The organism is Bradyrhizobium sp. LTSP885 (genome assembly GCF_000938305.1).
Taxonomy (GTDB): domain Bacteria; phylum Pseudomonadota; class Alphaproteobacteria; order Rhizobiales; family Xanthobacteraceae; genus Bradyrhizobium.
This window is the reverse complement of sequence record NZ_JYMT01000038.1, coordinates 220,780-239,909: the sequence shown is the minus strand read 5'-3', so window position 1 is coordinate 239,909 and position 19,130 is coordinate 220,780. Positions and strand designations below refer to the sequence as shown.

The following is a 19,130-nucleotide window of genomic DNA, read 5'->3' as shown; positions in this document are numbered from 1 at the left end:
CCCTCACCCGGCGCTTCGCGCCGACCTCTCCCCGCAAGCGGGGCGAGGTGAAACAGATATCACGCCCGCGGCACCGGCGCGCGGCCGATGCTGTCATAGGCAAAGCCGAGCGCGGCCATGTCCTCGGGGCGGTAGATGTTGCGCAGGTCGATCACGACCGGCTGCTTCATTTCCGCCTTCAGCCGCGCAAGGTCGAGCGTGCGGTACTGCACCCACTCGGTGACCACGACCATGGCGTCGGCACCCCTCACGCAATCATAGGGGTCGTCGCAATACTCGATGTCGGGCAGTTCCTTGCGGGCCTGCTCCATGCCGACCGGATCATGCGCGCGCACCTTGGCGCCGAGGTCGAGCAGGCCGGTGACCAGCGGGATCGACGGCGCCTCGCGCATGTCATCGGTGTCGGGCTTGAAGGTCAGGCCGAGCACTGCGATGGTCTTGCCACGCAGGCTGCCGCCGGAGAGGTTCGCAACCTTGCGCGCCATCGCGCGCTTGCGGATGTCGTTGACACTGAGCACCGCCTCGACGATGCGCAGGTGCACGTCGTTATCCTGCGCAATCTTGATCAGCGCGCGGGTGTCCTTCGGGAAGCAGGAGCCGCCGAAACCCGGGCCCGCATGCAGGAATTTCGAGCCGATGCGGTTGTCGAGGCCGATGCCGCGCGCGACCTCCTGCACGTCTGCGCCGACCTTCTCGGCGAGATCGGCGATCTCGTTGATGAAGGTGATCTTGGTCGCGAGGAACGCATTGGCGGCGTATTTGATCAGCTCGGCGGTGCGCCGCTCGGTGTACATCACCGGCGCCTGGTTGAGCGACAGCGGCCGGTAGACGTCCCCGAGCACCTTGCGTCCGCGCTCGTCCGATGTGCCAACCACGATGCGATCGGGGAATTTGAAGTCGCGGATCGCAGCGCCCTCGCGCAGGAATTCCGGATTGGAGGCGACGACGAATTCGGCCGCGGGATTGGTCTCGCGGATCAGGTGCTCGACCTCGTCGCCGGTGCCGACCGGCACGGTCGATTTGGTGACGACGACGGTGAAGCCCTTCAGGGCTGCGGCGATCTCGCGCGCGGCGCCGTAGACATAGGTCAGGTCGGCGTGACCGTCGCCGCGCCGCGACGGGGTGCCGACCGCGATGAAGACTGCGTCGGCTTCGGCTACCGGCACCGCCAGATCGGTGGTGAATTCGAGCCGCTTGGCCTTCACATTGGCCGCGACGAGTGCGTCGAGGCCGGGCTCGAAGATCGGGATCTCACCGCGATGCAGCGCTGCGATCTTGCTCGCATCCTTGTCCACGCAGGTCACGTGGTGACCGAAATCTGCAAAGCAGGCGCCCGACACCAGCCCGACATAACCCGTGCCAATCATGGCAATGCGCATGAAACAACCCGCTTCCTATGGTTAACAACCAGTGGATTTAGCCTTTGGATTCGTGCGCCTCTTAGAACATTTGTCGGCCAAGGGGAACGTGGAAAAGCGCCGATTCGGCGGCATGTCATTTGTATGAATAAAGGAGAAAGAAACCGATCGGGCCGATGATGCGCCCGCGACAGCCGAAACAGGACGAAGATGACCGCAAACGGCACATCCGCCGTGACAGATCGTTCCACCGGGACGACGGCCGGGCGTGTCGATTGGGTCGACTATGCCAAGGGCATCTGCATCGTCATGGTCGTGATGATGCATTCGGTGCTGGGCGTCGAGAAAGCGGCCGAGCAGACCGGCTTCATGCACTACGTCGTGATGTTCGCCAAACCGTTCCGGATGCCGGATTTCTTCCTGATTTCAGGGCTTTTCCTGTCGGTTGTGATCGATCGCGACTGGCGAACCTATCTCGACCGTAAGGTGATGCACTTCGCCTATTTCTACGTGCTGTGGGTGACGATCCAGTTCGGCTTCAAGGCGCCGTCGCTCGCCGCTGAATCGAGCTGGAGCCAGGTCGGGCTGCTCTATCTGGAATCCTTCATCGAGCCGTTCGGCACGTTGTGGTTCATCTACCTGCTGCCGATCTTCTTCGTCGTCACGAAGCTGACACGCAACATTCACCCGCTCGTCATCTGGCTGATCGCAGCGGCGCTCGAGATGACGCATGTTGCGACCGGCTGGACCGCCATCGACGAGTTCTGCGCGCGCTTCGTCTATTTCTTCACCGGCTACATCGTGGCCGACTATGTCTTCGCGCTGTCGGACCGCGCGCGGGCGCGGCCTGTGCTGGCGCTGCTCGGGCTTGGGCTCTGGGCAGTCGTCAATGGCGGCCTTGTTGCGCTCGACGTCAGCGAATGGCCGATCGTCTCGCTGGCGCTGGGCCTTGCCGGGGCCTGCGCGATCATTGTGATCGGTACGCTGCTGGCACGCGCGCACTGGCTCAACTTTCTGCGCTTCTGCGGCGAGCACTCGATCGTCATCTATCTCGCCTTCTTCCTCCCGATGGCCGCGACACGGACGATTCTGCTGCGCTCCGGCCCGATCCACGACATCGGCCTGATCTCGCTGGTTGTGACCGTGGTCGGTGTCGCCGGCTCGCTGCTGATCTGGCGGCTGGCGCTGGCGATCCATGCCAACTTCCTGTTCGAGCGGCCCGAGGCGTTCTGGATTGCCCCGAAAAAGGCAGCGCCCAAGCTGCAGGCGGCCGAGTAAGCCCCGATAGTGCCGGAAGTCACGACCGGATTCCTTCCGGCACGAGAGAATCCGGCCCATCGAATTTTCCGCATATTGAAATGATTGGATTTTTTGTCCCGAATGTTTCGTCGCGAGTCTTCCGATGAAACAATTCTCCTGCTCACGAAACCATTTTCCACTTTTCGCGCAGACATCCGGAAACGGGCGGTAACTAACAATTCTCCCAACGAACCGCCGCCAAACGGCGAATTGGGAGCCTGTCATGCCGAACGTCATCGCCATCAACGCCGCAGCCGACAAGCACATTGCCGCTGCCCGTGCGACCTCGGATGAGATGCTGCTCGAAAGTATCTCCACGCACGACCGCACCGCGATGCACACGCTCTATGCCCGTCACAATGTCCGGGTTTACCGCTTCGTGCTGCGCATGGTGCGCGACACCACCATGGCGGAGGATTTGGTGAGCCAGGTGTTCCTGGACGTCTGGCGGACCGCCTCCCAGTTCGAGGGGCGTTCGCAGGTTTCGACCTGGCTGCTGTCGATCGCCCGTTTCAAGGCGCTGACCGCGCTGCGTCAGCGCAAGCACGAGGACATCGACCAGGAGGATGTGCTGGAGATCGCCGACGGTTCCGACACCCCGGAAGCCTCGCTCGATCGCGCCACCACCAGCGAGATCCTGCGCGCCTGCGTCGCCAAGCTGTCGCCGGCCCATCGCGAGATCATCAATCTCGTCTACTACCATGAGAAGTCGGTCGAAGAGGCCGGGCTGATCATCGGTATCCCGCAAAGCACGGTGAAGACCCGGATGTTCTATGCCCGCAAGCAGCTCGCCGACCTCCTCAGGGGCGCCGGCGTGGACAGCGTCGCAGCATAAATCGTAACAAATTCAGCATCTTAATGAGAGATCGAGACATCAGGACAATTGTCCACGAAGCCAAAAAAGTCAGGCGACGAAACAATTGAAACAATCGACGACATCGGCCTGAAAAACTCGATCTCTATACCTTCAGTCAACAACGCAACGCCAACCGCCGAACAGGCGCCGGCTAACCAGTTTCTAACCTCTCAAGTTCTAAACCTCCCAAGTTACCTCCAACGACCCGGCCGGGATGCCCCCCAGCCGGGTCGCTTCATATTTGGCACAGCTTCATGAAGCGGGTCCCATCTCACACAGACGTGTGGGTCCCGTGATCCGGCGGCCGTAACGGCACAAGCCCCAGCGCGAAGAACATCAGGCGTCCCGGTGCGGCCATATGGCGAACCGGCCCTCTGATGGACGGACCACGATGCTTAGTCTTGCGCTAGCCCTGCTTGCCGGCGTCGCCACCGTCGCCGCGCCTTGCACCCTGCCGATGCTGCCAATCCTGCTCGGGGTATCGATAGGTCAGACCGGCAAGGCGCGGCCCGCCATGATCGCGCTCGGCTTCGTGATGGCATTCTCTATTGTGGCGTTGCTGCTGAGCGCGATCACGCGTGCGTTCGATTTCGATCCGAACGTGCTGCGGACCGGCGCTGCCATGTTGCTTGCCGGCTTCGCGTTGTTGATGATCTGGCCGACGCCATTCGAATGGCTTTCGATCCGGATCTCCGGCGCCACCGGCAGCATGGGCACCGCCATCCCGTCGCAGGGCCTGCTCGGCGGCTTCATCCTTGGCAGCACGCTCGGATTGGTCTGGACACCCTGCGCCGGCCCCGTGCTCGGCTCGATCCTGACCATCGTCGCGACATCGAAAGACACGGCATGGGCCAGCCTGCAACTGGTCACCTATGCGATCGGCGCGGCGATCCCGATGCTCGCGATCGCCTATGGCGGCCAGACCATCACGGCGCGCGTCCGCAGCTTTGCTCGCCTAGCGCCGCGCCTGCAACAGGGCTTTGGCGTCCTCATCCTCGGCTTCGCCGCACTGTCCTACCTGCAATACGACACGCTGATCGTGGCGTGGCTGACACGCTTTTATCCCGACGGCCAGATCGGCCTGTGAACCCCAAAAGGAGATATCGATGACCCTGCGCTTGATCGCTATATCCGCTCTCGTGGCGGGCCTTGGCCTGGGCGGCGCCGTCATCCCCGGCCTCTGCACCGAAGCTGATGCCCCGGCGCGGCCGGTCGCCGTGGCTGCGACAACCGAGCAGGCCCAGGCGGCACCCGACTTCGTCGGCCTCAGCAACTGGTTCAACTCGCAGCCGCTGAAGCTGGCCGACCTGCGCGGCAAGGTCGTGCTGGTGGACTTCTGGACCTATGGCTGCGTCAATTGCGTCAACACGCTGCCACATGTAACCGAACTTTACTCAAAATACCGGGATCGCGGCCTTGTCGTGGTCGGGATCCACACCCCGGAATTCCCATTCGAGCACTCCGCCTCCAACGTCCAGGCGGCTCTGAAACGGCACGGCATCCTCTATCCGGTGGCGCAGGACAACAATTCGCAGACCTGGAACGCCTATCGCAACCAGTATTGGCCGGCACAGTACATCATCGATCAGAACGGCAAGATCGTGTTCCAGCATGACGGCGAAGGACAGTACGACCAGATCGACCGCACTATCGGCCGGCTGCTCAACGCCAGCAGCTAATTGGACAATCGGACCAGTATTGTCGTCATTCTCAGCATGGTAGGCTCCACGCCGGGAATGCGCGATCCCGTGTAAGATCGCGCCGATAATTGACGACGGACGGTGCGTCATGCTCGAAGGTTGGGATGCGGTCGCGCTCGCCCGCGCGCAATTTGCTTTCACGATGTCGTTTCACATCGTGTTTCCCGCGTTCTCGATCGGGCTTGCGAGCTATCTCGCGGTGCTGGAGGCGCTGTGGCTCGCGACCGGGCGCGAGGTCTTCATCAACCTGTTCAATTACTGGCTGAAGATTTTCGCGGTCGCGTTCGGCATGGGCGTCGTGTCGGGTATCGTGATGTCCTACCAGTTCGGCACCAACTGGTCGGCTTACGCCGACAAGACCGGCCCCATCATCGGCCCGTTGATGGCCTATGAGGTGCTGACCGCATTCTTCCTCGAGGCGGGGTTCCTCGGCGTGATGCTGTTCGGGATGCAGCGCGTCGGCCCCAGGCTGCATTTCCTCGCAACCCTGATGGTCGCAATCGGCACGCTGATCTCGGCGTTCTGGATCCTGTCAGCCAATTCCTGGATGCAGACCCCGACCGGCTACGCCGTCAACGCCGACGGCCAGTTCATCGCGGCCAGTTGGCTGAAGGTGATCTTCAATCCGTCGTTTCCCTATCGTCTCGTGCACATGGTGCTGGCGGCCTACCTCACCACCTCGCTCGTGGTCGGCGCGGTCGGCGCCTGGCATCTGCTGCGCGACCAGCATCTCGCCGGCCCCCGCGTGATGTTCTCGATGGCGATGTGGATGGCCACTCTCGTGGCGCCGATCCAGATTCTCGCCGGCGATCAGCACGGCCTCAACACGCTGGAGCATCAGCCCGCCAAGATCATGGCGATGGAAGGCCATTTCGAGAGCCACAAGGACGGTGCGCCGCTGATCTTGTTCGGTCTGCCCAGCATGGCCGAGGCAAAAGTCAAATACGCGGTCGAAATCCCCAAACTGGGCTCGCTGATCCTCAAACATTCGCCGGACGCGCCGATGGCCGGCCTCGACACCGTGCCGCGCGAAAACTGGCCGCCGGTGCCGATCACCTTCTGGTCGTTCCGCATCATGGTCGGCCTCGGCTTCCTGATCCTGGGGCTCGGCCTGTTCAGCCTGCTGATGCGCTGGCGCGGACGCCTGTATCATTCGCGGCTGCTGCATCTGTTCGCGGTGACGATGGGGCCGGCCGGCTTCATCGCGGTGCTGGCGGGCTGGATCACCACCGAGACCGGGCGGCAGCCGTTCACCGTCTACGGCTTGCTGCGAACGGCTGACTCCGCCTCGCCGCTGGCCGCGCCCGCGGTCGGCTCTTCGCTGATCGCCTTCATCATCGTCTATTTCGCGGTGTTCACCGCGGGCGTGATCTACATCCTGCGGCTGATGGCGCAACCGCCGCATCAGGGTGAGCAGGGCCCGTCACGCGACGTGCCCGCGCGGGCTGCCGGCATCACGCCGGCGGCGGGCGCTGCCGTGGAGGGCGCGCGATGAGCTTCGACCTCGCCACGCTCTGGGCCTTCATCATCGCCTTTGCCGTGTTCGTCTATGTCGTGATGGACGGCTTCGATCTCGGCCTTGGCATCCTGTTCCCGCTGTTCCCGCAGAAGGCCGATCGCGACGTCATCATGAACAGCGTCGCGCCGGTCTGGGACGGCAACGAGACCTGGCTGGTGCTCGGCGGCGGCGGCATGATGGCGGCGTTTCCGCTGGCCTATGCGGTGCTGATGCCGGCGCTCTACACGCCTGTGATCGCGATGCTGCTGGGACTGGTGTTCCGGGGTGTCGCCTTCGAATTCCGCTGGCGGACGCAGAAGGAACGCAACAAGTGGGATATCGCCTTTGCCGGCGGCTCGCTGCTCGCGGCGTTGGCTCAGGGCATTGCGCTCGGCGCCGTCTTGCAGGGCATCCATGTCGAGGGCCGCCATTACGCCGGCGGCTGGTGGGACTGGCTGACGCCGTTCAGCATCCTGACCGGCCTCGCGCTCGTGACCGGCTATGCGCTGTTGGGGGCGACCTGGCTCGTGATGAAGACCGAAGGCGAATTGCGCGACCGCGCCTATCATTTGAGCTGGGTGCTGCTGATCGCGATGCTGGCCGCGATCGGCCTTGTCAGCATCGCAACACCGTTCCTGCATGTGCAGTACACACATCGCTGGTTCACCTGGCCGAACATCATCCTGACCGCGCCGGTGCCGATTGCGGTCGCCGCCGTCGCCGCGCTGCTGCTGCGCGCGCTCTCCAACAGATACGACTACCAGCCGTTCTTCCTGACGCTGGCATTGTTCGCGCTGTCCTATGCCGGGCTCGGCATCAGCATGTATCCGTTCATCGTGCCGCAGAGCATCACGATCTGGCAGGCGGCAGCACCCGAGAACAGCCAGGTCTTCATGCTGTTCGGGGTCTCGGTGCTGATCCCGCTGATCCTCGGCTACACCGCCTGGGCCTATTGGGTGTTCCGCGGCAAGGTGCAGCCCGGGCACGGCTATCACTGATGCGGTCAGATCCTAGCCCGCGCCCGCTCGGCCAACGCCTGCTGTGGTTCGCGGCGCTCTGGCTCGGCGGCGTCGGCACGGTTGCCCTGATTTCCTTCGCCTTGCGACTCTGGATTGCGCCGAAATGAGCCGGTCGGCGCAGCAACCCCCTTCACCAGCGACGAAAAACAGAGGTATTACAGCTAGATATCGGCACACCGCCCTAAACTTGCCATCAAGCTGTCGCTGAGATTTGATGCTATCGCGATTTGGGTGGAGCAACCACTTGGCCGCGACCACAAGGAGAGCTTTGCATGGCGAAACTTCGTCACCTGGTCTGGATGTTGATCGCCACGGCCGCCCTGGCGCTGTCGACATCGCAGGGCTTTGCCCAGAACCGCCCGGATGCCGACGAGCCCGGCCTGGTCGCCGACGACAGCTACCAGCTCGATCCGGAATGGCAGAAGCAGGTGGTGTACTACCGGACCAACGAAGCGCCGGGTACCATCATCGTCGCCACGGCCGAACGCCATCTCTACCTCGTGCAGGGCAACGGCCGCGCGCTCCGCTACGGCATCGGCGTCGGCCGCGATGGGTTTACGTGGCAAGGTTTGGTGAACATCACCAAGAAGGCGGAGTGGCCGGACTGGACGCCGCCGCCGGAAATGATCGCCCGCCAACCTTATCTGCCGCGCTTCATGGCAGGCGGCCCCGGCAATCCGCTCGGCGCGCGCGCGATGTATCTGGGCAGCACGGTCTACCGCATTCACGGCACCAACCAGCCTGATACGATCGGCACCGCCATCTCCTCCGGCTGCTTCCGCCTGGTCAACAATGACGTCGCCGATCTCTACAGCCGCGTTCCCGTCGGCACCAAGGTGATCATCCGGCAGAAGCCCGAACTTTAGTCCGCCAGCCCGCCTTCGATACCTGATCCATTTTTCCCGATCATTCGCGAGAGAGAATTCATGCGTACATTTCGAGGCGGCCTGACGATCGGGCTCGCGGTCGCCGTGCTGGTTGCGGCCGCCGCCATCACCTATGAGCGTTACGACACACGCACGCTGAAGCGCACCGTCCGCCGCGGCGAGGTGCTGTGCGGCGTCAACAAGGGCCTGCCGGGCTTCTCGAATCCCGACGACAAGGGCAACTGGACCGGCTTCGACGTCGACTTCTGCCGCGCGGTGGCCTCCGCGATCTTCGACGATCCGTCGAAGGCGAAGTTCGTCCCGCTCGATGCCAGCGAGCGCTTCAAGGAGCTGCAGAACCGCAAGGTCGACATCCTGTCGCGCAACTCCACCTGGAGCATGTCGCGCGAGACCAATTACGACCTGTATTTCCCGGCGGTCGCCTATTATGACGGCCAGGGCTTCATGCTGCCGCGCGCGCGCAACGTCGATTCCGCGCTCAACCTCGACGGCAGTAAGGTCTGCGTGCAGGGCAACACCACGACGCAGCTCAACCTTGCCGACTATTTCCGTGCCAACAACATGAAGTACACGGAGATGAAGTTCGACAAGCTCGAGGATGTCGTGAAGGCCTATGATTCCGGCCAGTGCGACACGCTGACGTCGGATGCCTCGCAGCTCTATGCGCTGCGGCTCAACCTCTCCAAGCCGAACGACCACGTCATCCTGGCCGACATCATCTCGAAGGAGCCGCTGGCGCCCGTGGTGCGCTTGCGTGACGACGACTGGATGATGATCGTGAAGTGGACGCTCTACGCCATGATCAACGCCGAAGAGCTCGGCGTCACCTCGAAGAACATCGACGAAGCGCTGAAGTCGAAGAAGCCGGAAGTGATGCGGCTGGTCGGCACCGAAGGCAGCTATGGCGAGGATCTCGGCCTGACCAAGGACTGGGCGGTGCGCATCATCAAGCACGTCGGCAATTACGGCGAGGTCTATGAGCGCAACGTCGGCAGCGGATCGCAGCTGAAGATTCCGCGCGGCATGAACCAGCTCTGGAACGCTGGCGGCGTCCAGTACGCGCCGCCGATCAGGTGACGACCGTCAGGCCGTCATTCCGGGGCGCGAAGCGAACCCGGAATCTCGAGATTCCGGGTCTGGTCCTTCGGACCATCCCGGAATGACATTTCAGGACCTCAATACCCCTTCCCCTGCGCCAGTTGGTCGGCGTGAAAGTTGCTGTCGCCGAACAGCTCCTGGCAGACCCGGGCGCGCTTCATGAAGAAGCCGATGTCGAACTGGTCGGTCATGCCCATGCCGCCGTGCATCTGCACGCCTTCCTGCACGGCCTGCGTCGCGGTGGTGCCGGCGCGCGCTTTGGCAACGGCGACTGCGGCAGCAGCCTTGTCGATGTTAGCATCGAGCGCCAGCAACGCCTTCAACACTGCGGCGCGCGTGATCTCGATGTCGATATAGAGTTCCGCTGCGCGGTGCTGCAGTGCCTGGAACTCGCCGATCGGCTTGCCGAACTGCTTGCGCTCCTTCAGATAGGTCACGGTGCGGCCGAACACCTCTTCGGAGAGGCCAACCATTTCGGAGGCGATAGCGCCGCGACCGATATTGAGCACGCCGTCGAGCAACGCAAGACCCTGGTCGACTTCGCCAAGCACGCTGTCGGCGTTGACCTCGACATTGTCGAACACAATGCGCGCCGAATTGTGCGAATCGACCATCGCGGTGCGTTCCAACGCCAACCCCTTCGCCTTCGGATCAACCAGGAACAGCGTGAGCCCGTTCTTGTCGCCGGCGCTGCCCGCGCTGCGCGCGGCGACGATCAAGAGATCGGCGGTGTGCCCATCGACCACGAACGCCTTGTCGCCGGAGAGCTTGAACCCGTTGCCGGAGCGCGTGGCCTGCAGCGCCGTTTGCAGCGGACGATGCTTTGCACCCTCGTCGATCGCAAGCGCCGCCAGCAGCGAGCCGTCGGAAATCTTCGGCAGATGCTGCGCCTTCTGTGCCTCACTGCCGCCGCGCGACAGCGCCGAGGCGGCGAGCACCGAGGTCGCGAGGAACGGCGACGGCATCAAGGTGCGGCCGATCTCCTCCATGACGATACCAGCCTCGACGCAGCCAAGCCCGCTGCCGCCGAATTGTTCGGGCACCAGGAGGCCGGAGAAGCCCATCTCGGCAAAGGTCTTCCAGAGCTCGCGCGAGAAGCCGGTGGCATCCTTGCCGTCTCGCAGCCCGCGCAGATGCGACACCGGCGCCTTGTCGCTGATGAGGCCGCGCGCGCTGTCGCGCAGCATGGATTGTTCTTCGGTGAGGACGAGGGCCATTAAGAATCCGATCTAACGTTCGAAACTTGTGTTCCTGAGTTCGTCATTCCGGGGCGATGCGCAGCATCGAACCCGGAATCTCGAGGTTCCGGGTTCTGCGCTTCGCGCCGCCCCGGAACGACGATGAGTACCTACGCCCCCGGCAAATCGAGAATCCGCTTGGCGACGATGCCGAGCATCACCTCCGAGGTGCCGCCCTCGATCGAGTTGGCCTTGGTGCGCAACCAGGCGCGCGGACGGGCGCCGCCTCTGGAGCGCTCGCTGTCCCATTCCAGCGCGTCGATGCCGCCGGCCGACATCAGGATCTCGTAGCGGCGCTTGTTGAGCTCGGTGCCGTAATATTTCATCGCCGACGAGAATGCCGGATGCGATTGCCCGGCCTTGGCGAGATCGACCGCGCGCTCGGCGGCGGCGGCAAGCGCGGCCTCATCGACCTCGAAGCTCGCGATCTGGCTGCGCAACTGCGCATCGTCGAGCTTCCCTTGTGCGTCGGCGCCAACCGAGTCGGCCGCGATCTGGCCGAGCGGCCGGCCGACGCCGCGCTCGCCCATGCCCGAGATCATCGCGCGTTCATGCTGCAGCAGGTATTTCGCGACGTCCCAGCCGCGATTGACGGTACCCAGGACATGCGACTTCGGCACCCGCACATTGTCGAAGAAGGTTTCGCAAAACGGCGAATAGCCTGAGATCAAAAGGATCGGCTTGGTCGACACGCCCTTCGACGCCATGTCGAACAGGATGAAGCTGATGCCGTCATGCTTCTTTGCCGAGGAATCGGTGCGCACCAGGCAGAAGATCCAGTCGGCATAGTTCGCATACGACGTCCAGATCTTCTGGCCGTTGATGATGTAGTCGTCGCCGTCGCTCTCGGCGCGGGTCTGCAACGAGGCGAGGTCGGAACCGGCGTTCGGCTCGGAATAGCCCTGGCACCAGCGGATCAAGCCCGCGGTGATCTTTGGCAGATGCTCCTTCTTCTGCTCCTCGGTGCCGTATTTCAACAGCGCCGGCCCGAGCATGGAGATGCCGAACGAGGTCAGCGGCGTCCGCGCGCCGATAACAGCCATTTCCTGGCGGACAATCTTGGCCTCCTCGCCGTCGAGGCCCCCACCGCCATATTCCTTCGGCCAGTGCGGCACGGTCCAGCCCTTGTCGCGCATGCGCTCGAACCAGACGCGCTGCGCGTCGGAGGAGAATTTCGTGTTGCGGCCGCCCCAGAACGTATCGCCATCCGAGGTCATCGGCTTGCGCATTTCCGGCGGGCAATTCTGCTCCAGCCAGGCGCGGGTCTCACTGCGGAATGTCTCGAGGTCTGCCATGGTGCGTTTCCGGTCGAATTCGATGAATTGGAATCGACCTTAGCCAGCGCATCGTGGAATTCAATATGTCTTGCGGCCGCGCCATGCTCTGGCGTCGGTGGTCTCCTCGCGCGATCGGGTGTATCCGCGAGACCAGTAGCAATTGAAAAACCAGAGGAAACGGACATGCGGCTGAAACTGCTTTCGCCTGGCGAAATGAACGCCGCCCAAAAAGAAACCTACGACGAGTCGATCTCCGGCAAGCGCGGCGCCCCGCCGGCGCCGATGATGGCCTGGCTCAACAGCCCCGAGGTGGCCCGGCATGCCACGCGCCTCGGCGAGGTGCTGCGTTTCGACACGATTTTTCCGCCGAAACTCTCCGAGATCGCGATCCTCGTTACCGCCCGGCACTGGACCGCACATTACGAATGGTATGCCCACAAGCGGCTGGCGCTGAAGGGCGGCCTGGACCCGAAGATCATCGAGGACATCCGCGTGCGCCGGATCCCGACCTTCGACGATCCCAAGGCCAGGATGATCTACGAGGTCGCCAAGTCGCTGCATGAGGGCCACGGCGTGGCGAAGCCGCTGTACGACGAGGCAGTCGAGCTGCTGACCCTGCGCGGCGTCGTCGAGATCATCGGGCTGTGCGGCTACTACACCATGGTGTCGATGACGTTGAACACCTTTGAATTCGAGTTGCCGGGCGGCGAATTGTCGGAATTGTCGTAAGCTCGCCTGCGGAAACTTTGGGTTTCAGGATCGGCCGCTCGTCCGCTCCCGGATTCGGACTATATCAGGCTGAATACCTTGCCGCTGAGCGGCGAGGCATCGACACGAACGGAGCCACGACATGTCGCAAAATCCTCCCATCGTCGCGGGCACGCGGATCGGACATGTCCACCTCAAGGTCGCTGATCTCGAGCGCGCGCTCGGCTTCTATTGCGGTGTGCTCGGCTTCGAGCTGCAGCAGCGCATGGGCCCTGCTGCAGCCTTCATCTCGGCCGGCGGCTATCACCACCACATCGGCCTCAACACCTGGGAGAGCAAAGGCGGCCATCCGCCGCCATCAGGCACCACCGGCCTGTTCCACACCGCGATTCTCTACCCGACCCGCCCGGCCCTCGCCGACGCGCTGCATCGCGTGCGCTCCGCCGGCATCCCACTCGACGGCGCCAGCGACCACGGCGTCAGCCAGGCGCTGTACCTGCGCGACCCCGACGAGAACGGCGTCGAACTCTATTGGGACCGGCCCGAGGCGGAATGGCCGCGCACGGCCGACGGCAAACTCGCGATGTTCACCAGCAGGCTGGATCTTGAGGATCTGCTGAAGCAGCGAGCGACGTGAGCTTGTAGCCCGGATGCAGCGAAGCGAAATCCGGGTCCTCTCGCAGATCACCTCGACACCGGCCCCGGATTACGCTGCGCTCCATCCGGGCTACGCGCCCTCATCATGATCACCACAGCCGCGATCAGCTCGAGGCCAATGCAGCCATAGAACGGCAGTGTATAGCCGCCCGAGACATCGTGGAGCAGCCCGATCACGCCGGGACCGAAGGCATAGGTGATCTGGTTGATCGCCGTGATCAGGCTGACCAGCACGCCGAACGAACGCGGATCGAACTCTCGCTGCACGATCAACGACGGCAGCGTGATCAGATTGCCGACGGAGAAGCCGAACAGCCCGCAGGCCGCGATCAGCGCGACATCATTGTGCACGTTGATGATAACCAACAGCGCAACTGCCTGGCTGACAAAGGACAGCGCCGCGGCGAGCCGCTGGTAGAGCCGGTCGATCACGAACGAGAACGAGACCCGGCCGACCACGGCCATTGCCGTCAACAGCGCCATCGCCACCGTCGTACGCTCGCGCCCGATCACCTGGTCGAGGAACGAGATCAGGTGAACGATGAAGCCGACCTGAGCAAACAGCACCAGCGCGAACGCAACCGAGACCGAGAGGAAGTTGATATCGCGCAGCGCCCGGGCACGGACCTGCGTTGCCGATGGCGCGTCCGCCGCGGCTGCCGTGACGGCGTGGAGATGAACCGGCGGCCGCCCGACGACAATCAGGATCACCGGGACCATCAGCACGATCAGCAGCACGGCGGCGGCCGTCATCGCACCTGAGAAACCGAAAGCGCCGATACCCGCGACCAGCAAGGGCACGCCGACGATGCCGCCAAAGCTTGCGCCGTTCAGCGCCAGGCTGATCGCCATGCCGCGCTTCTTGTCGAACCACAGGCCGAGCGTGTTGGTGATGATACCGAGGCTGGTGCCGGCCCAACCGAACGCCAGCACCGCATTGGCAAGATAAAGCTGCCAGGGCTCGCGCACCTCGCCGATCGCGACCGCAGCCGCCGCCAGCGCGAAGGTGCCGGCGACCAGGCAGTTGCGCGGACCGAACGCCCGGATCGCCTCGCTGACGAAGGCAACCAGTGCTGCGCCAAACAGATAGAAGAATGTCGTGCCCGACGAGATCAGCGACGCCGGCCAGCCGTGCAGCCGTTGCAGCTCGGCGACGTAAACGCTCTGTCCGTAGAAGCCGAGCCCCCAGCCGAACGTCGCGAGCAGAAAGCAGACCGCGACGATGCGCCAGCCGTCGTAACGAAGCGCGGATTCATCGGGCGTGGCGTATGAGGATGCGTCCATTTGTTCTTGCTCTTGCTTCTCACATCGTCATGACAGGAATTGTCTGGTCTGACGATGTAATTAGCGACGCAAGCCGATCATTTCGATGCAGATCGAACTGTCAGCAATTGGCAGCAGCTGATCAGATGCTCGGGTCGGGAATTTCATCCACCGCGCGCAATTTCGCCCGCCGCCTCGCGAACGAGGCGAGCGAGAGCACGGCAAGACCGAGCAGCACGGGCGGGAACACCACCATGTTGACGGCGTTCCAGCCGTAATGTGCGAGCAACTGGCCGGAGGAGAACGAGCCGATCGCCATCATGCCGAAGACGAGAAAATCGTTGAAGGCCTGCACCTTGTTGCGCTCCTGTGGCCGGTGCGTTTCCAGCACCAGCGCAGAGGCGCCGACGAAAGCGAAATTCCAGCCCACCCCGAGCACGATCAACGTTGCCCAAAAGTGCAGCGCAGTGATGCCGGACAGCCCGATCGTCGCGGCCACGGCCTCCAGCGCAAGCCCGAAGGCTACGATCGCGGGCGCGCCGAACCGCGCGATCAGCGAGCCGGTGAAGAAGCTCGGGCCATACATCGCCACGATATGCCACTGAATGCCGAAATTGGAATCGCTCACAGTCAGCCCGCACATCTGCATGGCAAGCGGCGCCGAGGTCATCACCAGGTTCATCATGGGATAGGCGATCACGCCGCACAGCGCAGCCGCGATGAAACGCGGCTGCTTTGCGATCTCGAACAGCGGACGGCCGCCATGCAGGTCCGCGGCCGCGGGCTTCGGCGCATCGACACCCGACAACACCGCCATCGCAACCAGCGCGACCAGCGCCTGCACCACGAAGGAGAAGGCGAACAGATAGGGCGACCAGATGTCCATGGTCCACTGCACGAGCTGCGGCCCGAGCACGCCGGCGAACACGCCGCCCGCCATCACCCATGACACCGCCTTGGGGCGAAACGCGGTGCTGGCGCCATCGGCCGCCGCAAAGCGATAGGATTGCGACACCGCGCCATAAAGACCGCCGAGGAAGGTTGCGCCACAGAACAGCCAGAACGATGCATGCAGGATCGCCCAGGCGCCGAGCATGCCGGTTAGCGTGCCGCAGAAGGTGCCGATGATGAAGGCGACGCGCCGGCCGTAGGCGCGCGAGATCGCGCCGGTCGGCAGCGTGCCGGCGGCCAAGCCCAGCACATACATCGAGAGCGGCACCGTCGCGAGCGAGATGTCAGGCGCCAGCGTCGCGCCGACGATCGAGCCGGTGGCAAAGATCACGGCCGAATTGGCGCCGGTCAACGCCTGCGCCGCGGCGAGCCGCAGCACATTGCCACGCGCCCGCGCGTCGTTGGCCGTCTCGTCCAAAGCTGTCACATCGATCATCAGCATTTCCGCCCGGAAGGCCCCGGCAGGAGCCCTTTGTTGCGGGCACTATGGAGAGCGGGTGTGAGGCGATCAACCGACGCAAACGGGCGCGCGCCATGCGACCAACGCAAGCTAGCCACCTTATCGCGTCGACTTCTTCGCCGGCCGTTTTTCGGCGCGCAGTGCGCCGGTCTTGTGGACCTTCGAGCGCGGCTCGACGAGGTGAGGTGTCGGAAGCCGCCACTCGAGCGCAAGCGAAGCCGCGAAGCCGAAGAAGCTGGAGCGGCTCATACCAATCCCGGCGGCGTGCCTATCGATCCGCGCGATCAGGCTTTTCGGCAGATAGACATTCACCCGCTCGGATGGATCGGGCGGATCGACGCCGACCATGAAGAACGCGGCGACATCGGAGCCCTTGGGCGGCACGATAAGCTCGATCGGCGTCGGCTCTGGCAGCGGCTTGCCCTGCTCCACCCAGCCATCCACAGCCTGCGCAAGTGCCTGCTCGGCGCGTTCAATTGCCTCTTCCTGCGATTTGCCGCCCGCGACACAGCCCGGAAAATCAGGAAACCACGCGCCGAACGCGCCGCGGGCCCCGCGTTCCAGCACCGCCGGATAAATCCGTCTCTTCATTTTTGGCCTCCCTCGAGGAGGTATGCTATTTGACACACAATATTGTGTCAAATCACACATTGATCGATGCGGAGAGAACGCATGGACCGGCAAGTCGAACTCCGCATCATCCACGCGGCCGCAATGGACAGGACGCCTGCTCCCGCGTAAATCAGTCCGCCTGTTGAGCCTTCCTTCTCATCGTCCCCGGAGCCGATACCGTGTCCCTCGACGAAAGGCCCACCCTCGCTGCCCCCGATGACGATCCCCATCTGTGGCTGGAAGACATCGAAGGCGAACGCGCACTCGATTTCGTCGAGCGGCAGAATCAGCGCACGCTGGATAAATTCGGCGGACCGCGTTTCGAGCGGGATCGCGACGCGCTGGCGGCGATCTACGACCGGCCGGACAATATTCCCTACGTCACACGCCGCGGCGGGTTGCTCTACAATGTCTGGAAGGACGCGACGAATCCGCGCGGCCTCTGGCGACGGACGACGCTCGAAGAGTTTCGCAAGCCGGATCCGGAATGGGACATCCTGCTGGACGTCGACAAGCTTGCCGCCGCGGAAAACAAGGACTGGCTGCTGGGCTGGACGCACGCGCCTCCTGAAGCTGCTTCGCGCGCGATCGTGGGACTGTCGCGCGGCGGCAGCGACGCCACCACGCTGCGCGAGTTCGACCTGGAAACAAAGAGCTTCGTCGCCGACGGATTTGTGCTTCCGGAAGCAAAAGGCGGCGCCGAATGGGTCGATGCCGACACCCTGTTGCTATCGCGCGCGGGTGGCGAAGGCATGGTCACGACCTCCGGCTACGCCCGCACCGTGAGACGTTGGCGCCGCGGTGAGGCTGTCGAGCAGGCTCCGGTGATTTTCGAAGTGCCCGCCGATCATATGGCGGCATATTGCAGCGGCGATCGAACGGGGGCCATCCCCCGCGTCTGGTTCATCGATCAAATCGACTTCTTCAATTTCCAGGGCTGGCTGGGTGACGAGACCGGCGCAAAGACGAAGCTCGATCTGCCAACCGATGTCTTGTTCGAAGCGCAGCAGGACTGGTTGGCGATCAAGCTCCGCTCGGCATGGACGGTGGCGGGGACGACCTACGCGGTGGACTCCGTGCTCGGCATATCGCTGTCAGCCTTTCTCGCAGGCGATCGCCGTTTCACGGTCGTGTTCGAACCGGGCGCGCGGCTTGCGCTGCAAGGATTTTTCTGGACCGCCGGCGAACTGGTGCTGTCGATTCTGGATGAGTTGCGACCGGTTTTCGAGGTCTGCACGCCCACGGCAAATGACTGGACACGACGAAGGCTGCAAGGGCTTCCCGGGATCGGGGTCGTCGATGTCTGGCGCCTTGACCGGCACGAGTCCGAAAGCAACGGCGACCTGCTCGCCAACGTGCAGGACCCGCTGACCCCACCTTCGCTGATGCTGATCGAGGGCGTTGCAAGTCCTGCGCTGCTCAAGCAGGCGCCGCGAACGTTCAACGCCGACGGGCTCGTGGTCACGCAGCACGAGGCGATCTCGGTCGATGGCGAACGGATCCCCTATGTGCAGACCGGACCAGCGACCGAAACCGGCGATGCGCCGGTGCACATGACCGCCTATGGCGGCTTCGGGCTCTCGGTGAAGCCCAACTATGGCTCAGCGCTCGGCAAGCTGTGGCTGGAACGCGGCGGCACCACGGTCCAGGCCAACATCCGCGGCGGCGGCGAGTTTGGAACGCGCTGGCACGACGCCGGACGCTACGCCGGCAAACGGCTGGCGCATGACGACTTCGCTGCGGTCGCTGCCGATCTGGTCAGGCGCGGCGTCACGCGCGCGAGCCGGATTGCCGCGGAAGGCGGATCGAATGGCGGCATCCTGATCACCAACATGCTGACGCGCTACCCTGAAAGTTTCGGCGCTCTGCTCTGCACGATTCCGCTGATCGACATGCGCCGCTACACAAAACTTCTGGCTGGCGCGAGCTGGATTGCCGAATACGGCGATCCCGACAAGCCGGAGGAATGGGCCTGGCTGCAAACCTACTCCGCCTATCACACCGCGAAGGCCGGGCAGCCCTATCCGCCGATCCTGATTGCCACCACAAAGCGCGACGACCGCGTTCATCCCGGCCACGCGCGCAAGATGACGGCCAAGCTACAGGCGATGGGCTATGAGGCCTATCTCTACGAGCCCGCCGCCGGAGGCCACGGCTACGGCAAGGACAACAAGGAACGCGCTGCCTTCATCGCGCTCGGCTATACGTTCCTGAAGGACAAGATCGGCTGGGCCGACGGCGAGATTTGA

At 63.6% G+C, this 19,130-nt stretch carries 18 protein-coding genes; 12 read left to right on the top strand and 6 right to left on the bottom strand.

From position 1 onward, the window contains the following. Positions 1 to 59 precede the first annotated feature (59 nt). Positions 60 to 1,379 carry a UDP-glucose dehydrogenase family protein gene (locus UP09_RS24895; protein WP_044540927.1) on the bottom strand — a complete coding sequence of 440 codons (1,320 nt, stop codon included), beginning with the start codon at positions 1,377 to 1,379 and terminating at the stop codon, positions 60 to 62. Between the two features lie 189 nt (positions 1,380 to 1,568). Here UP09_RS24895 and UP09_RS24890 point away from each other — a divergent pair, with 189 nt between their 5' ends. The 9 genes from UP09_RS24890 to UP09_RS24855 all read left to right on the top strand — a co-directional run bounded on the left by UP09_RS24890 (position 1,569) and on the right by UP09_RS24855 (position 9,694). Next, the gene (locus UP09_RS24890) at positions 1,569 to 2,636 is read left to right on the top strand and encodes an acyltransferase family protein (protein ID WP_044540926.1); all 1,068 of its coding nucleotides are present in this window, start codon (positions 1,569 to 1,571) and stop codon (positions 2,634 to 2,636) included. A gap of 244 nt (positions 2,637 to 2,880) precedes the next feature. Beyond that, positions 2,881 to 3,492, top strand: a complete 612-nt coding sequence (locus UP09_RS24885) for a sigma-70 family RNA polymerase sigma factor (protein WP_044540925.1) — start codon at positions 2,881 to 2,883, stop codon at positions 3,490 to 3,492. 412 nt (positions 3,493 to 3,904) lie between these two features. After that, on the top strand, positions 3,905 to 4,600 hold the full coding sequence (locus UP09_RS24880) for a cytochrome c biogenesis CcdA family protein (protein WP_044540924.1): 696 nt from the start codon (positions 3,905 to 3,907) through the stop codon (positions 4,598 to 4,600). 19 nt (positions 4,601 to 4,619) lie between these two features. After that, positions 4,620 to 5,192, top strand: coding sequence for a thioredoxin family protein (locus UP09_RS24875; RefSeq protein ID WP_044540923.1), 573 nt, complete (start codon positions 4,620 to 4,622; stop codon positions 5,190 to 5,192). 109 nt (positions 5,193 to 5,301) lie between these two features. Beyond that, complete coding sequence (locus UP09_RS24870) at positions 5,302 to 6,708, top strand: cytochrome ubiquinol oxidase subunit I (RefSeq protein WP_044540922.1); 1,407 nt, start codon at positions 5,302 to 5,304, stop codon at positions 6,706 to 6,708. Beyond that, a complete protein-coding gene (cydB, locus tag UP09_RS24865) occupies positions 6,705 to 7,709 on the top strand; it encodes a cytochrome d ubiquinol oxidase subunit II (protein WP_044540921.1) in 1,005 nt (334 codons plus the stop codon). The genes UP09_RS24870 and cydB overlap by 4 nt, the downstream gene beginning before the upstream one ends. Further along, a complete protein-coding gene (locus UP09_RS37755; protein ID WP_156164757.1) occupies positions 7,709 to 7,837 on the top strand; it encodes a DUF2474 domain-containing protein in 129 nt (42 codons plus the stop codon). The genes cydB and UP09_RS37755 overlap by 1 nt, the downstream gene beginning before the upstream one ends. A gap of 165 nt (positions 7,838 to 8,002) precedes the next feature. Further along, on the top strand, positions 8,003 to 8,596 hold the full coding sequence (locus UP09_RS24860; RefSeq protein WP_044540920.1) for a L,D-transpeptidase: 594 nt from the start codon (positions 8,003 to 8,005) through the stop codon (positions 8,594 to 8,596). Positions 8,597 to 8,656: 60 nt separating this feature from the next. Then, positions 8,657 to 9,694 carry an amino acid ABC transporter substrate-binding protein gene (locus UP09_RS24855; protein ID WP_044540919.1) on the top strand — a complete coding sequence of 346 codons (1,038 nt, stop codon included), beginning with the start codon at positions 8,657 to 8,659 and terminating at the stop codon, positions 9,692 to 9,694. Between the two features lie 98 nt (positions 9,695 to 9,792). Here UP09_RS24855 and UP09_RS24850 read toward each other — a convergent pair whose 3' ends face one another. Then, entirely contained in the window at positions 9,793 to 10,932 is a 1,140-nt protein-coding gene (locus tag UP09_RS24850) for an acyl-CoA dehydrogenase family protein (protein ID WP_044540918.1), read from the bottom strand. Positions 10,933 to 11,063: 131 nt separating this feature from the next. After that, positions 11,064 to 12,248: an acyl-CoA dehydrogenase family protein gene (locus UP09_RS24845; protein ID WP_044540917.1), complete on the bottom strand. Its 1,185-nt coding sequence runs from the start codon at positions 12,246 to 12,248 to the stop codon at positions 11,064 to 11,066. 165 nt (positions 12,249 to 12,413) lie between these two features. Here UP09_RS24845 and UP09_RS24840 point away from each other — a divergent pair, with 165 nt between their 5' ends. Together UP09_RS24840 and UP09_RS24835 are read left to right on the top strand one after the other, a co-directional pair. Further along, complete coding sequence (locus tag UP09_RS24840) at positions 12,414 to 12,959, top strand: carboxymuconolactone decarboxylase family protein (RefSeq protein WP_044540916.1); 546 nt, start codon at positions 12,414 to 12,416, stop codon at positions 12,957 to 12,959. Positions 12,960 to 13,080: 121 nt separating this feature from the next. Beyond that, a complete protein-coding gene (locus UP09_RS24835; RefSeq protein WP_044540915.1) occupies positions 13,081 to 13,575 on the top strand; it encodes a VOC family protein in 495 nt (164 codons plus the stop codon). A 47-nt stretch (positions 13,576 to 13,622) separates the two neighbouring features. Here UP09_RS24835 and UP09_RS24830 read toward each other — a convergent pair whose 3' ends face one another. From UP09_RS24830 to UP09_RS24820, 3 genes are all read right to left on the bottom strand, one after another. Continuing rightward, entirely contained in the window at positions 13,623 to 14,879 is a 1,257-nt protein-coding gene (locus UP09_RS24830; RefSeq protein WP_044540914.1) for an MFS transporter, read from the bottom strand. Positions 14,880 to 15,000: 121 nt separating this feature from the next. Continuing rightward, entirely contained in the window at positions 15,001 to 16,245 is a 1,245-nt protein-coding gene (locus UP09_RS24825) for an MFS transporter (protein ID WP_044541205.1), read from the bottom strand. Between the two features lie 123 nt (positions 16,246 to 16,368). Next, on the bottom strand, positions 16,369 to 16,860 hold the full coding sequence (locus UP09_RS24820) for a type II toxin-antitoxin system HicB family antitoxin (protein WP_044540913.1): 492 nt from the start codon (positions 16,858 to 16,860) through the stop codon (positions 16,369 to 16,371). A gap of 200 nt (positions 16,861 to 17,060) precedes the next feature. On the opposite strand from UP09_RS24820, the gene UP09_RS24815 reads away from it, so the two are divergent. Continuing rightward, complete coding sequence (locus tag UP09_RS24815; RefSeq protein WP_044540912.1) at positions 17,061 to 19,130, top strand: prolyl oligopeptidase family serine peptidase; 2,070 nt, start codon at positions 17,061 to 17,063, stop codon at positions 19,128 to 19,130.